The sequence below is a fragment of the Paenibacillus sp. FSL R7-269 genome (genome assembly GCF_000517865.1).
In the GTDB taxonomy this organism is placed as follows: Bacteria; Bacillota; Bacilli; order Paenibacillales; family Paenibacillaceae; genus Paenibacillus_AQ.
On record NZ_ASPS01000076.1, the window covers coordinates 1 to 14,820 of the forward strand.

General features: G+C 55.0%; 9 protein-coding genes and 1 pseudogene. All 10 read left to right on the forward strand.

From position 1 onward, the window contains the following. A pseudogene (locus C162_RS36425) lies at positions 1 to 508 on the forward strand (A/G-specific adenine glycosylase); the annotation flags it as partial. Between the two features lie 913 nt (positions 509 to 1,421). Next, positions 1,422 to 2,459, forward strand: coding sequence for a LacI family DNA-binding transcriptional regulator (locus C162_RS27800; protein WP_036700021.1), 1,038 nt, complete (start codon positions 1,422 to 1,424; stop codon positions 2,457 to 2,459). 495 nt (positions 2,460 to 2,954) lie between these two features. Then, positions 2,955 to 4,370, forward strand: coding sequence for an extracellular solute-binding protein (locus C162_RS27805; protein WP_036700024.1), 1,416 nt, complete (start codon positions 2,955 to 2,957; stop codon positions 4,368 to 4,370). A 207-nt stretch (positions 4,371 to 4,577) separates the two neighbouring features. After that, positions 4,578 to 7,436 (forward strand): extracellular solute-binding protein, encoded by a 2,859-nt coding sequence (locus tag C162_RS27810; protein WP_442792480.1) that lies wholly within the window; start codon positions 4,578 to 4,580, stop codon positions 7,434 to 7,436. Positions 7,437 to 7,508: 72 nt separating this feature from the next. Further along, complete coding sequence (locus C162_RS27815) at positions 7,509 to 8,414, forward strand: carbohydrate ABC transporter permease (RefSeq protein WP_372238099.1); 906 nt, start codon at positions 7,509 to 7,511, stop codon at positions 8,412 to 8,414. A 5-nt stretch (positions 8,415 to 8,419) separates the two neighbouring features. Next, positions 8,420 to 9,283, forward strand: a complete 864-nt coding sequence (locus C162_RS27820) for a carbohydrate ABC transporter permease (protein ID WP_036700030.1) — start codon at positions 8,420 to 8,422, stop codon at positions 9,281 to 9,283. A gap of 19 nt (positions 9,284 to 9,302) precedes the next feature. Further along, on the forward strand, positions 9,303 to 10,745 hold the full coding sequence (locus C162_RS27825; RefSeq protein WP_162174499.1) for a tetratricopeptide repeat protein: 1,443 nt from the start codon (positions 9,303 to 9,305) through the stop codon (positions 10,743 to 10,745). After that, positions 10,732 to 11,355, forward strand: coding sequence for a Yip1 family protein (locus tag C162_RS27830; protein ID WP_036700034.1), 624 nt, complete (start codon positions 10,732 to 10,734; stop codon positions 11,353 to 11,355). The genes C162_RS27825 and C162_RS27830 overlap by 14 nt, the downstream gene beginning before the upstream one ends. 18 nt (positions 11,356 to 11,373) lie before the next feature. Then, positions 11,374 to 13,914: a DUF5696 domain-containing protein gene (locus tag C162_RS27835; RefSeq protein ID WP_051493984.1), complete on the forward strand. Its 2,541-nt coding sequence runs from the start codon at positions 11,374 to 11,376 to the stop codon at positions 13,912 to 13,914. Beyond that, positions 13,914 to 14,813 (forward strand): carbohydrate ABC transporter permease, encoded by a 900-nt coding sequence (locus C162_RS27840; RefSeq protein ID WP_036700035.1) that lies wholly within the window; start codon positions 13,914 to 13,916, stop codon positions 14,811 to 14,813. Before C162_RS27835 ends, C162_RS27840 begins: the two co-directional genes overlap by 1 nt. The last annotated feature ends 7 nt before the right edge of the window (positions 14,814 to 14,820 follow it).

Sequence of the window (14,820 nt, forward strand, 5' to 3'; positions counted from 1 at the left end):
GGGGGAGCTGCCGCACTGGCCTGCGCCGCCTGCTGAGGCTGGCGGCGCGCGCGGTGCGCTGCTGCCGGAAGCGGCAGCGCTGGACCGGCTGCGCCGGTCCATGAGCCAGGCCGGGATTCACGCCCGGCCTGAGGGGCACTGGATGGCTGCGGAGCATACATTCAGCCATATTGTGTGGACCCTGCAGGTGTACCGCTGCAGGGAAGAGGCGGCGCTGCCGCTGGCAGCGGAGGGCCGCGCCATGTATGGGGCGGCGCCTGCGGAGCGCGGCGACAGCCCGCTGGACGCGGACGCTGAAGCGGCACATGCGGAGCGCGTGGCTGCGGCGCTGGGGATACAGCCAGCGGAAGACGCACCGCTGGCGCTGTTCGACAGCGGGGATGCCGCAGCCGATGCGGCAGACAGCGGAGCGCAGCGCTGGATCAGCCGCGAGGACATGAAGAATTATGCCTTTCCGAATGTGTTCCTCAAGCTGCTGAACAGCTATTTCGATGAGCAAGAGACGTAGGCTCTAAGCCACAGCTGTGATGCTGTTACCCGCTGAGCGATACACTCCACCGAGATATGAGTATCACTGCTGCCGGTTGCAGTGTAAAGATTAGTATGTTTAGTGCTAGACGGGAGTGCTTCTCTTATCTTCTCACCAACGCTGCAACGGCTGCCGTCCTTCTAAAGAGAGTGCCTCCGCTTCCGTGTGCTGTTGAGCAAATGTGTGGCTATCGGATGTGGACAAACTGGAACTATATATTACCTGACCTCAACAGCCGAAAGTATAGTATATGTGCACCACTAACGGAAGTGAGCCGCCGCACGTTGAAATCAAAGGGATAAATCCCATTAAATGTGCCGAAAGTGGAGCCGTACGGCGCAATCAGAGGGATAAATCCCATTGAATGTGCCGAAAGTGGACCGCGCGGTGAAATCAGAGGGATAAATCCCATTGAATGTGCCGAAAGTGAAGCCGCACGGTGAAATCAAAGGGATGAATCTTATTAAAAGTATCCAAAGTAGGCAGCAGGCGTAAATGAGGAGCACAAATACCCCTGAATTCGCCAAAAGCGGGCGGTTGAGCAAAATGAGGAGCACAAATACCCCTGAATTCGCCAAAAGCGGGCGGTTGGGCAAAATGAGGAGCACAAATACCCCTGAATTCGCCAAAAGCGGGCGGTTGAGCAAAATGAGGAGCACAAATACCCCTGAATTCGCCAAAAGCGGGCGGTTGAGCAAAATGAGGAGCACAAATACCCCTGAATTCGCCGAGCCATTCCCTCGCGCCCTACCAACCCTAACCGCGCCCTGCCCCATGCCGCAACACCTGCTCCGCCCCAACTCCCGCCCCACCCCAATCCCCGCACCCATCCGCCCCGGATATAAGTTGCCAAAAGCCATAATCCAGGAACGCGAGACTAAGGAGGTAAAGGATGAAGACGATTACCATATATGATATCGCTAAGGAGGCCCAGGTGTCCGTAGCCACAGTCTCCCGTGTCCTCAACAATACAGCTCCGGTCAAGGAGAGCACCCGGGAGATCATCATGGCTGTGATTGAGAAGCACCAGTTTCAGCCGAACGCGCTTGCCCGCAGTCTGCTCAAGAAGGAGACCGGCACGATCGCCATGATTTTGCCTGACATCACCAACCCCTTTTTCCCGGAAGTCTTCTGGGGAGCCGAGAATGTAGCCAGAGAGAAGCATTATACCTTCTTCCTCTGCGATACGGCGGGTGAGCATAGCCGCGAGTCGGAGTACCTTAGCATTCTTCGAGAGAAAAGAGTGGACGGGATTATTTTCCTGGGCGGCAGAATTAACCTGGACCAGTGCCCGCCGGCGTTGTCGCAGGAGGTCGTGGAGCTGTCGAAGCATGTGCCGATCGTGCTGGTCAACGGCAATCTGCCCCGGAGCGGCCTGCACCGCATATATACCAATGAAGAGGAAGGGGCCGCACTGGCTACCCAGCATCTGCTGGACCTGGGGCACCGGAGAATCGGGTTCCTCGGGGGAATGGAGGAGACCTCCACAACCCAAGTGAAGCTGAAGTCGGTGAGGATGAAGCTGAAAGAACAGGGGCTTACGCTGCGCAAGGATTGGGTCATGTTCCACGACTTCTCGATCGAGGGCGGGCGGGCATTGATGGACCGGATGCTGGAGCAGGAGGACCGGCCGACAGCGGTGCTATGTGTGAATGATTTTACAGCTATCGGGGCGTTGAAGTCTGCCACCCAGCATGGGCTGAAGATACCGGAGGATCTGTCGATCGTCGGGTTCGACGATTCGCCCTTGTCCAGAGCGGTTATTCCGGAGCTGACCACGGTTTCGCAGAACACCAACCAGCTGGGGGAGCTGTCTGTAGAGATGCTTCATGAGCTGATCTGCGGCAGGAATCCCAAGAAACGGACGGTGCTCCAGCCAAAGCTGGTGGTACGCGACAGCACGGGACGCCCGAAAAATTCTGCAGAATAGCTCTCAGAATAGCCCGCAATATCTCCCGCCGGAAGCTGCTTACCAGACAAGTCTGCCGCGCAAGCATTCAAGTATGTTCATCCAGGGGCGGTCAAGAACTTTCCAGGCGTATGTGGAGTGCCTCAGCATGAGGGGGCCTGTATTCTGGAAAGTTTTTGGATTGAAGCATGAAATTTGTGTAAAGTAGGATTGACCAGAGGATAAGCAGAAGTTATAATGAAATGGATTTCATGAAACCCATTTCATTATTTTTTTGGTTTTGAGTAAGCGGTTACTCTGGCGGTACATATGGAATAAGGGGAGTTTTCGAATTTACTGATAATTTGAAAAGTATTAGAAATCGCAGCCGTAACCTATTATTTCGAGGATTATCTTAAGGGCTTATATGCTGGCATACGCCACTATATAAATATGACATGGGGAAGGAGCAGTGTACGGACGCATACAGGCTTGGATTAGTTTAACATCACTGAAATTAGGGGAGCGTGGCGAACAGTGAAACAGTTAAAGAAGAAAAGCTCGGCTTGGCTCATGCTGTTGACAGCCGTAGTTACACTTGTAACCGGTTGCAGCGGCGGGAATAATGCGGCTGCACCGGCAACACCGGCGGCGGAGGCGACACAGGCTCCGGCAGCCAGTGAAACGCCAGCAGCGGCAACGGAAGCGCCTTCGGCAACACCGGCTGCCAATCTGAACGGGCGGGAGATCCGCATTTCCCACTGGTGGGATGCCACTCCTGTCGGGGATTCAGAGGCAGATGAGCTTGCCCGCGAGCGGATCAAAGCGGTGGAAGAGAAATACAACGTCAAGATTAAATACCTGAATACAGAGTATTGGTCCACCGCCGAGAAGCTGTCCTCTTCCGTTATGGCAAGCGATCCGTTTGCCGAAATTGTCCGGCTGCCGGACGGCTTCATCTGGGGCCTGATGCATGGCGGCTTCCTTACACCGCTGGATGATTATTTGAAGGACTCACTCATCGATCAGAGCGTGATTGATTCCATGCGTTTCGGCGGCGACAAGGTCTATGGCCTGGAGAGCTGGTACAGCCCGAACGACAGCGGCGTGTTCTACAACAAGCGTATTTTCAAGGAAGCAGGCCTGAAGGACCCGCAGCAGCTGATGGATGAGGATAACTGGAACTGGAATACGATGCTTGATGCGGCGAAGAAGCTGACGATTGACAAGAACGGGGACGGGAAGATGGACCAGTACGGTCTGGCCGGAGCCCATTATGTAATCTCAGAGCTATTGATCGCCAGCAACGGCGGCAAAATCTATGACGAAGCTACCCAGAAGGCGGTCTTTGATTCACCGGCATCCATGGAAGCGCTTAACTTCCTTCATAAGCTCTATACCCAGGATAAGGTATTCAAGCCTAACGAGGGCAATGACTGGGAAGATCCGGCTAAGTATTTTGGAGAAGGAACGGTGGCTATGTATCCGGGCGGTCTCTGGGAAATCGAGGGGCGTATTCTCGGCAAGATGAAGGATGAATGGGGATATGTCTATATTCCAAAAGGCCCGCAGGCCGATAAGTACTACGATCCGCTGGGCCAGACAGCAGCCTATGCCATTCCCAAAGGGGTCAAGGATGCGGATACCATCGTGAAGATCTGGGAGGATCTGCAGCCGTTCGACAGCTGGCAGGAGAACCGCAGATTGTCGATGGAGAATGTTTTGCCGGATGAAGCCTCTATCGCCAATGCGATGAATGATGAAGGTAAGGTGGAGCGGGTCTTCGGCGGACGTTACGGCGGTCTTGGCGTTAAGGATCAGCTGGATAAGGTAACTGAGAAATTCCTGAAGGGCGAGATTACACCGTCCACCGGGGTGGCCCAAGTCATTGGAACGGCGCAGGCCGCAGCCAAGAAGGTACTGAGCGGTGAGCAGGATAAAGAGAAGAAATAGGGAACAGGACAGCTTATAACAAGCGTAATACCTGCTTGTCCTGCGCAATACCTGCTGTGTTAGTCCGCAGAATCGGCAGCCGCCCTTATAGGGCGGCGTAGCCGTGTGCACCTGTATCACTCTTAATTTGCAAGTCTGCTAGAGGAGGGAACCTGAGTGAGAATATCATTATCCCGGCGGATGATGAACCGGACACTTGTAACCGTCATGCTGATCTCCATGATGGCGCTGCCTGCGGCAAGTGCAGAGCTGCCTGCTGCCCAGGCACAAGGTGAGACGGGGAACGGGCAGGAGATGCGGCAGCCGCCTGAGGGCAGCTATGAGCATTATCTGCAGCAATACGAGGGCGAGGAGCAGCCCCGTGAAGAAATTATGCTGAATGGAGCCGATTATACCGGGGCCGAGGGGATGAGCCCGGAGGTGCTGACGGAGCTTGGCGGTGAGACGGGAAGATACGTCAGAACGGAGGAGAGCGGTTCGGTGGAGTGGCAGCTGGATGTGCCGAAGTCCGGGCTGTACCACATCTCTGTCCGGTATTATCCGGTGAAGGGCAAAAGCTCGGCGATTGAACGTGAGCTGCTGATTGACGGCAAGCTGCCGTTCACCAGCGCCCGCAATCTGTCCTTCGGGCGGATCTGGGTCAATGAGAACCCGGAGATCCAGCAGGATAACCGGGATAACGATCTCCGGCCGCGCCAGATTGAGGCCCCGGCCTGGCAGGAGACTTTGCTGAGAGATACGGAAGGCTACTATGAGGAGCCTTACCAATTCTATCTGTCGGCCGGAAGGCACACCTTGACGATGGTATCCAGCAGAGAACCGATGGTCATCGACTATATTAAGCTGCACAGCTACGCTGCACCCGCTGCCTACGCAGAGGTGAAGCAGAGCTACGAGGCCAAGGGATATAAGGCCACCAGCGGGCACGCGGTGAAGGTGCAGGGGGAAGCGGCGGCCTACAAATCCTCCCCGACCCTGTATCCGGTCACAGACCGCTCAAGCCCATCAACAGAGCCGTACGATGTCTCCAAGATCAGAATGAACACCATTGGCGGCAACAACTGGCGGGTACCGGGCCAATGGATCGCCTGGGAGGTGGAAGCGCCGGAGGACGGTCTGTACAACATCACCATCAAAGGCCGGCAGGAGCTGCTAAGAGGGATATATTCCACACGCTCTATGCGGATTGACGGAGAGATTCCGTTCCGGGAAATGCTGCAGATTCCGTTCTACTATGACTCGGATTGGCAGATGAACCGGCTGGGGAACGATGAGGAGCCTTATTTATTCTATTTAAGCAAAGGAAAACACGAATTGCAGCTGGAGGTCAGCCTCGGAGCCATTGCACCGCTCTTGCGCCAGGTGGAGGCCAGTGTGCTGGACATTAACGCGATGTACCGCAAAATCCTGATGATTACAGGCAATGTGCCAGATCCGTACCGCGATTACAGGCTAGAGGAGCAAATCCCGGATATGACGGCGGTCTTCCGTGAGCAGAGCCAGATTCTATATGGCGTATCGGAAGAGCTGGTCCGGCTTACAGGGGAAAAGAGTGATAAAACCGCAACCTTGAATAAAACTGCCTATCAGCTGGCGGACATGGCCGATAAGCCGGAAACGGTGCAAAAGCGGCTGTCGCAGTTCAAAATCAACGTGGGCAGCGTAGGCTCCTGGATTCTGGAGGTACGGGAGCAGCCGCTGGAAATTGATTACCTGCTGCTGTCTTCGCCGGATGTGAAGCTGCCAAAGGCGAATGCTTCCGTATTCCGGAAGATCGGGCATGAGGTGTCGTCCTTCACCCATTCGTTCTTCGAGGATTACAACACCATTGGCAATACCACGGAGAACGGCGAGACCATTGATGTATGGATCGGAACCGGCCGCGACCAGGCGCAGGTGCTGAAGGCAATGATTGATGATACATTTACCCCGCTCACCGGCATCGGTGTCAATCTGAAGCTGGTGAGTCCGAATGTGCTGCTGCGCGCCTCGCTGGCCGGGGAAGGCCCGGATGTGGCGATGCAGGTCGGCAATGATATGCCGGTGAACTTCGGGATGCGCCAGGCGGCGGAGGATCTGTCGAAGTATCCCGGCTATGAGGAAGTGGTGAAGCAGTTCAGAGACAGTGCGCTCGTGCCGTACCGGTTCGAGAATCAGGTCTTTGCCCTGCCGGAGCAGCAGATCTTCAACATGCTGTTCTACCGGAAGGATATTCTGCAGGAGCTGAATCTTGAGCCGCCGCAGACCTGGGATGAGGTATATGCAATGATTCCGGTGCTGCAGAAGCACCGGATGGATATGGCACTGCCGCTCGCGCAGACGACAGGCGTGCCGGTGCTGGAGGTCAACCGCGCCTATGCCATGCTGCTCTATCAGATGGGCGGATCCTTTTATCTGAATAACGGAGCGAAGAGCGGACTCGATACAGAGACCGGGCTGGCTGCCTTCAAGGACTGGACCAATTTCTATACCAGCTACAAGCTGCCGCTGATCTTCGACTTCCCGATGCGGTTCCGCACCGGCGAGATGCCGGTCGGCATTCAGGACTATACCTTTTATAACTATCTGAGCGTATCCGCGCCGGAGATTAAGGGATTATGGGAATTCATTCCGGTTCCGGGCACAAAGCAGCCGGACGGCAGTATCCGCAGGGATGTGGCCAGCGGGGGCACCGCCGCCCTGATGCTCAAGCAGGCTAAGAACAAGGCTGCCGCCTGGGAATTCATGAAGTGGTGGGTAGACAAGGATTCGCAGGTCCGCTTCGGCCGGGAGATGGAGGGCCTCATGGGCGCGGCTGCGCGGTATCCGACCGCTAACGTTGAAGCGCTTAAGGAGCTGCCGTGGCCGACAAGCGATTACCGCCATCTGGAGGAGCAGTGGCAATGGGTGCAGGGTGTGCCTGAGGTGCCGGGCGGTTACTTCACGGGCCGCCATCTGGACAATGCTCTGCGCGAGGTCATCAACAATGGAACGAATACCGCCGATGCCCTGTACGATTATGTGCAGGAGATCGACTATGAGATTGATCAAAAGAGAGCAGAGTTCGATTTGAAACGAAGGGAATAGGGAGGGACTCTTGTGCAGAAAGTGAAAAATACGGCCGAACCCTTGATTCAGCCCCGGCTGTCCCCTTCCGGGCTGCGTAATTACTGGGCATTGTTCGGCAAGGATGTGCGGCGGGATAAGCACTTGTATATCCTGCTGGCTCCATATATGGTGCTGTTTCTGTTGTTTACCGTATTGCCGGTAGTGATTTCGATCATCTTCAGCTTCACGCACTTCAACATGCTGGAGATGCCGCGCTGGATCGGCTGGGAGAATTATTCCAAGCTGCTCTGGAACGATGATGTGTTCCTGATCGGGGTCAAGAATACGCTGATTTTCTCAGTCGTTACCGGACCGGTCAGCTATATTGCCTGTTTTCTGTTTGCCTGGCTGATCAATGAGCTGAATCCCAAGCTGCGGGCGTTCATGACCCTGATCTTTTTTGCGCCGTCCATCTCGGGGAATGTATTCTTCATCTGGCAGATTATCTTCTCCAGTGACTCCTACGGGATTATCAACGGTTTCCTAATGCAGCTTGGCGTAATTTATGAGCCGATCCAATGGCTGCAGGACCCCAAGTATATGCTGGGGATCATTATGCTGGTGCAGCTCTGGCTAAGTCTGGGGACCAGCTTCCTGGCCTTCATCGCCGGACTGCAGACCGTTGACAAGACGTTATATGAAGCAGGGGCTGTGGACGGTGTCAAAAACCGCTGGCAGGAGCTGTGGTTCATTACGCTGCCTTCCATGCGCCCGCAGCTGATGTTCGGTGCGGTCATTCAGATCACTGCGTCACTGGCAGTTGCCGATGTGGCTATGGCGCTGGCAGGCTTCCCGAGTGTGCAGTACGGGGCGCATACGATTGTAACCCATCTGGTGGACTACGGTACGATCCGCTTCGAGATGGGCTATGCCTCGGCGATTGCCACCGTGCTGTTCGTGATGATGCTGGGCAGCAATCTGATTGTCCAAAAGCTGCTGAAGAGGGTGGGTGAATAAGCGGGATGAAGCTGGCAATACGTCTGAACAAAAAAGTAAACCGTTCCTGGCAGGTCGACGCCCTGCTGTTCCTGGCCCTGGCCGGATTCGGATCATTCATGGCGATTCCGTTAATTTATGTCATTAACAATGCGTTCAAGCCGCTGGATGAGCTGTTTATTTTCCCGCCTACGCTGTTTGTGCGCAATGCAACGCTTGAGAACTTCGCCAATCTGTTTCAGGTGATGAAGAATTCCTGGGTGCCGTTCTCCAGATATATATTCAACACGGTATTCATTACCGCTGCCGGTACAGCCGGGCATATCCTGCTGGCCTCGGCGGCGGCTTACCCGCTGGCGAAGCATAAATTCCGCGGCTCTAAGGTGCTGTTCACCGTGGTTGTCCTGTCGCTGATGTTCTCGCCGCATGTTACCGCGATACCGAACTATATGATTATGTCCGCTCTAGGCTGGATGGACACCTACCAGGCGGTTATCGTTCCCGCCTTTGCCTATCCGCTGGGACTCTATCTAATGAAGCAGTTTATGGAGCAGATCCCGGATGCGCTGCTGGAGGCGGCGAAGATTGACGGGGCAAGTGAATACCGCATCTTCTGGCAGGTCGTTATGCCGCTGGTGAAGCCGGCCTGGCTGACGCTGCTCATCCTGATGATGCAGATGCTATGGGGCACGGACGGCGGCAGCTTCATCTACAGCGAACAGCTCAAGACGCTGCATTACGCGATGGGCCAGATTATTCAGGGCGGGATCGCCCGTGCAGGAGTCGGGGCCGCGGTAGCGGTGATTATGATGACCGTGCCGATTGTGACGTTCATTCTGTCACAGAGCAATGTGATTCAGACGATGGCTTCGTCCGGCATGAAGGACTGAAGCGATGGAGGCGTTAGGGTTGAGAATAAAGTCATCGATACTGGTGCTTGTATCCGTGCTGCTGCTTGTGAGCCTGTGTCCAAGGCCGGCCGGGGCTGCGCCGTATGAAGGATATACCTATTCCTACTGGGGCGAGGCGGTTCAGTCGCCGATTGCCTATCTTCCTTCGAGGGCCATCGGCGGGCTAGAGGCAGGAACAGGAGCCTGGAATGCTCCGGGGGACCTGTTCGTTTCGGCGGAGGGGCTGCTGTACGTGCTCGATTCCGGGAACGGGCGGATTGTGGTGCTGGATAAGGAGTGGAACACACTCCGTGTTATCGAAGGCTTCCAGAACGGGGAGAAGAAGGACAGCTTCAATAACCCGGAGGGACTCTTCGTTACGGACGCCGGCCGGATCTACGTGGCAGATACGGAGAATGGGCGGCTGGTCGAGCTGGACGGCACAGGGACCTTCGTGCGGGAGATTGGACCGCCGAAGGCGGATGTGATCGGAGCGGGTTTTGAGTATTTTCCGCGGAAGGTGATTGTTGATAAGGCTGGCCGCATCTATGTGGTTGGCAGAGGGGTCTATGAAGGGCTGATCGAGTTCGACAGCGACGGGCAGTTCACAGGCTTCATGGGCACGAATAAGGTGCAGTTTGATCCTGTGGATCTGTTCTGGAAGTCGGTATCGACCAAGGAGCAGCGCGAGAAGATGGTGCAGTTCATTCCGCTGGAATTCAATAATACCGATGTCGATGAGGATGGCTTCATCTATACTACTACGGTGGATAAGAAGACCTTTTCTCCGGTAAAAAGACTGAATCCCTCCGGCATCGATGTCCTGCGGGTCAGCAAAGAGATCCCGCCCATCGGCGATCTGAGCCGGGACCGCTCCGCCTTCATTGATATTGATGTGACCGGAAACGGAGTCTACCGGGTACTGGACTCTACGCGCGGGCGGGTGTTCACCTACAATGAGGACGGCAAGCTGCTGTATGTCATCGGTCAACTAGGCAGCCAGCTCGGTACCTTCAAGAACCCGGCGGCGGTGGAGAGCTATGAGGATGCAATCTATGTACTGGACCGTGATCTGGGGAGAATTACCGAGTTCACAGTGACTCAGTTCGGCAGCATGGTCAATGAAGCCAACACCCTGTACAGCTCCGGTAAGCATGATGAAGCCGCTAAGCTGTGGCGGGAGGTGCTGAAGCTGGATGCCAACTATGAGATGGCGTATGTCGGCATCGGCAAATCGCTGCTCCGCCAAGGCGAATATAAGGAGGCTATGACTTATCTGAAGCTGGGTAATGACCGCGAATATTACTCCAAGGCGCTTGGGAAATACCGCAGGGAGTATATGCGCGATTATTTCAGCCTCTATATGACTGGAATAATAGCCGTGCTGCTGGGCGGCTGCGTCATCGTCCGCCTGGTGAAGCGGCCGAGAAAGGAAGGGAGGGTTCAGGATGTCGTTTCTTAAGGACATTAAATATTCACTGCATGTAGCAGTGCACCCCTTCGACGGATTCTGGGATCTGAAATACGAGAATAAGGGCAAGCTGCGCATGGCACTGGGCATTCTTATGGCCCTTACCCTGACCATGATTGTGAAGCGCCAATATGTAGGCTATGTGGTCAATTATAATCACCCGCTTGCACTGAACAGCATCAATGAGCTCAAGTATATTATTTTCCCGTTCCTGCTCTGGTGCCTGGCGAACTGGTCCCTGACGACGCTGATGGACGGGGAAGGGAAGTTCAAGGAGATCGTCATTACGACCGGGTACGCCCTGCTTCCGCTGATTCTGATCAACATTCCCAATATCCTGCTCAGTAATGTGATCACGCTGCGGGAGGCTTCCTTCTATCATTTGCTGGATGCTTTGGCCACGCTCTGGTTCGTGTGGCTCTTGTTCATCGGAACCATGACCGTTCATCAGTACACGGTGCTCAAAACGATTACAACCATGCTGCTGACACTGGCCGTGGTGGGCATCATCATCTTCCTGGGCCTGCTGTTCTTTAATCTGATCCAGCAAATTGTCAGTTTTGTCTACACCGTCTACCAGGAGCTTTCACTTCGCGGATAAGAAAGGAGGAGCCAGGCTTTGAAGAAGAAGCTAACCATCATTGCAATTGTACTTATGCTCAGCGGGGCAGCCGTTCTGCCTTACGCGGACTTGGCGGAATCCGCACCTGAAGCGGAAGCGGCGGTACAGTCTGAAGTGCAGAGCGGGCAGAATACCCGTACCCCGGAAGCGCCGGAGCTATCCGCAGATCTGAAGGCGGCCCTGGACAACGAGTATTTGACCCTGTATCTGAATCAGACGACTACGGAGGTTGCCGTTAAGGATAAGAAGAGCGGAGCGATCTGGTATTCTAACCCGCAGGACCGTGAACAGGACGCCGTTGCCACCGGCTATAACAAATCCAAGCTGAATGTGCAGGTAGAGCTGACCTACTATGACAGCAAGGGTAATCTCATGAACTACGACAACTACACCCACAGTGTACAGAGCAGTCAATTCACCATTGAGGAATCGGGTGACAGTCTGAACATCGTGTACACGCTGGGGGAGGTCAAGAGCAATATCGACGGAATTCCCAAATACATCAGTGAAGAACGCTTCCGTACCCTGATCATCGGCCGTCTTGAGAAGGAAAGTGACAAGAAGGAGATTGAGAAGCGGTTCAGGTACGATGAATTGAGTAAGCGGTATGAACGAAGAGACACCTCCTTTAAGGGAGTGGGGCTGAAGAAGGTAACCACCCTGTTCGGGCTGATCGGCTATGATGAGGCGCAAATCGCCATCGATAAAGCCGCCTACGGTGAAGAGGATGACGGAGCCGCCCTGGTGACACTTCCCCTGGAATACCGGCTGGACGGGAAGCAGCTGAAGGTAAGCATCCCGGGCGATAAGGTCCGTTATCCGGATAATATGCACATTCAGAGTTTGTCGCTGCTTCCGTTTTTTGGGGCGAGCGGGACAAAGGATGAAGGCTACAGCCTGGTGCCGGACGGCTCCGGGTCACTGATACACTTCAATAATAACAAGCTCTATGCTACCCCTTACCGTACAGCGATGTACGGGCCGGATGCTGCGCTGACCCAGCTGGGGCAAGTGCAGAAGGAGGAGACCGCACGGCTGCCTGTATTCGGCATGAAGGTTGAGGACCGGGGCTTCCTGGCGGTGATCGAGAGCGGGGACGCGGTTGCGGCTGTGGAGGCAGATGTCAGCGGGCGGCTGAATCAGTATAACAATGTCTTCTCCAGCTATACGCTAGGCAGTCTGGAGGAAGTGACACTGACCAACGGCTGGCGCTCCAGTACAGTGAAGCAATTTCAGGCGGGGATCTACCCCGGAGATATCACTGTAGCGTACAGCTTCCTTGATCAGGAGGAAGCCAGCTATTCAGGTATGGCCGCGCATTACCGGGAGTACTTAATCGAACATACCAGGATGGCAAGGCTGGACAGGACAGAGAACGTTCCCTTTTATCTGGAATTGATCGGCGGCATTCCGAAGAAGAAATTCTTCCTGGGCATTCCTTACAGCGCTTATGAGCCGCTTACCTCCTTCAAGGAGGCCAAGGCCATTCTGGAGCAGATGCAGGAGAAGGGGATCGGGGACATTCAACTGCGGTATACCGGATGGTTCAACGGCGGCATCAACCATAATTACCCGAAGGGCGTATCTGTAGACAGCAAGCTTGGCGGGACCGCTGGGCTTAAGGAGCTGCAGGCCTACGCACAGGATAAGGGGATTACACTGTATCCCGATGCTTCGTTCCTACAGACCTTCCCGGAAGCCAAGGGCCTCCGCAAGTCACAGGCCTCCCGGCTGATTACGGGTAAGCTGGCGCATACGTATCCCTTCGACTTCTCCATGCTGAAGCTGGATGTGCAGGAGCCCTCCGGTTATGTCGTCAGCCCCCGGGTATTGCCGGGTGTGGTAGACGGTTTCCTCGGGGATTATGCAGAGCTTGGAGTAGACGGCTTGTCCCTGCGGGATCTCGGCAGCGGGCTGAATTCCGATTTCAATGCGGAGGAACTGGTTGACCGCCAGCAGGCCGAGGGAATCGTCAAGGAGCAGCTGGAGCGTATGAGCAGCTCGGTGCCCCGCCTGATGGTAGAGGGCGGCAATGCGTACGCGGCTCCCTTCGCCCGCCATATACTGGCTGCACCCATGCAGAGCAGCGGGTTCAATATTACGGATGAGAGCATCCCCTTCTTCCAGATGGTGTACCACGGTTATCTGCAATATGCCGGAACTGCCTGGAATATGGCTGACGATCAGGATGCATCGCTCAGTCTGCTCAAGGCGCTGGAGACCGGGGGCGCACCGTATTACACCTGGTTCTATGCTGATCCTTCCGCGATTAAAATGACGGGCTTTGGCAGCCTCTACTCCGCCGATTACCGCAGCTGGATTGACCAGGCAGCCGGTCAGTATCAGGCATTGAGCCTCGTGCTGAAGAATGTCCAGTCCCAGACGATCAGAGAGCATAAGAAGCTGGCGGAAGGTGTCTATCAGACGACTTATGAAGCAGGCACCACGATTATAGTCAATTACAACCGTACGCCGGTGAGTGTGGGCGGAGTAACCATAGACGGACGGAATTACCGGGTAGGAGGTGAGCAGCAATAATGAAGCTTAAGAAGCTGTCCCTGGAGCAAAAAAACAGATATTACGGCTTGTACTTCATTCTTCCCTGGTTCGCGGGCTTCTGCTTCCTGTTCCTGACGCCGCTACTGTCTTCCCTGCGGTTCAGCCTCAGTAACCTGCAGGTCAATGATGAGGGCTTCACGCTGAAGTATATCGGACTCGCGAACTTCCGGGAGGCGCTGTTCTCCCATGAATCCTATGTCCGGACATTAACGGAATCTGTGATGAATATCGTGCTGAACACCCCGCTTATTCTGATTTTCAGCCTGTTTTTCGCCGTGCTGCTCAATCAGAAGTTCCATGGCAGAGTGCTGGCCCGGGCGATCTTCTTCCTGCCGGTCATTCTGGCCTCGGGCATTATTGCCAGCATCGAGAACGGGGACCTGATGCAGTCCGTTGTACGCAGCGCCAGTGATTCCACAGGCGGAGGCCTGTCGGTGATCAAGAATCTGGAGCTGACCACGCTGCTGATCGAATCTGGCCTGAGCCCTACCGTGGTGCAGTATCTGACTGGAGCGGTGAGCCGGATCTATGAGATTGTCAGCCAATCGGGCGTGCAGATCCTGATCTTTTTAGCGGGGCTGCAATCGATCTCACCTTCCCTGTATGAGGCGGCGAAGATTGAAGGTTCCACAGGCTATGAGGCGTTCTGGAAAATTACGTTTCCGATGATCGGCCCGCTGATTCTGACCAATCTGGTCTACACCATCATCGACAGCTTCATCAGCGACCAGACCAGCCGCATGGTGGTGGATACAGCGTTCAAGAGCTTCAATTTCGGGCTGAGCGCAGCCATGTCCTGGATGTATTTTGTCATCATTGCACTGCTGTTGTGGATAACGACGGCGCTGATCTCACGTAAAGTCTTTTATCAAGACTAGCGGTTAG

Coding starts and splice junctions, on each gene's coding strand:
- C162_RS27800 (WP_036700021.1), top strand. CDS start 1,422: ATGAAGACGATTACCATATATGATATCGCTAAGGAGGCCCAGGTGTCC.
- C162_RS27830 (WP_036700034.1), top strand. CDS start 10,732: ATGTCGTTTCTTAAGGACATTAAATATTCACTGCATGTAGCAGTGCAC.
- C162_RS27820 (WP_036700030.1), top strand. CDS start 8,420: ATGAAGCTGGCAATACGTCTGAACAAAAAAGTAAACCGTTCCTGGCAG.
- C162_RS27810 (WP_442792480.1), top strand. CDS start 4,578: ATGCTGATCTCCATGATGGCGCTGCCTGCGGCAAGTGCAGAGCTGCCT.
- C162_RS27840 (WP_036700035.1), top strand. CDS start 13,914: ATGAAGCTTAAGAAGCTGTCCCTGGAGCAAAAAAACAGATATTACGGC.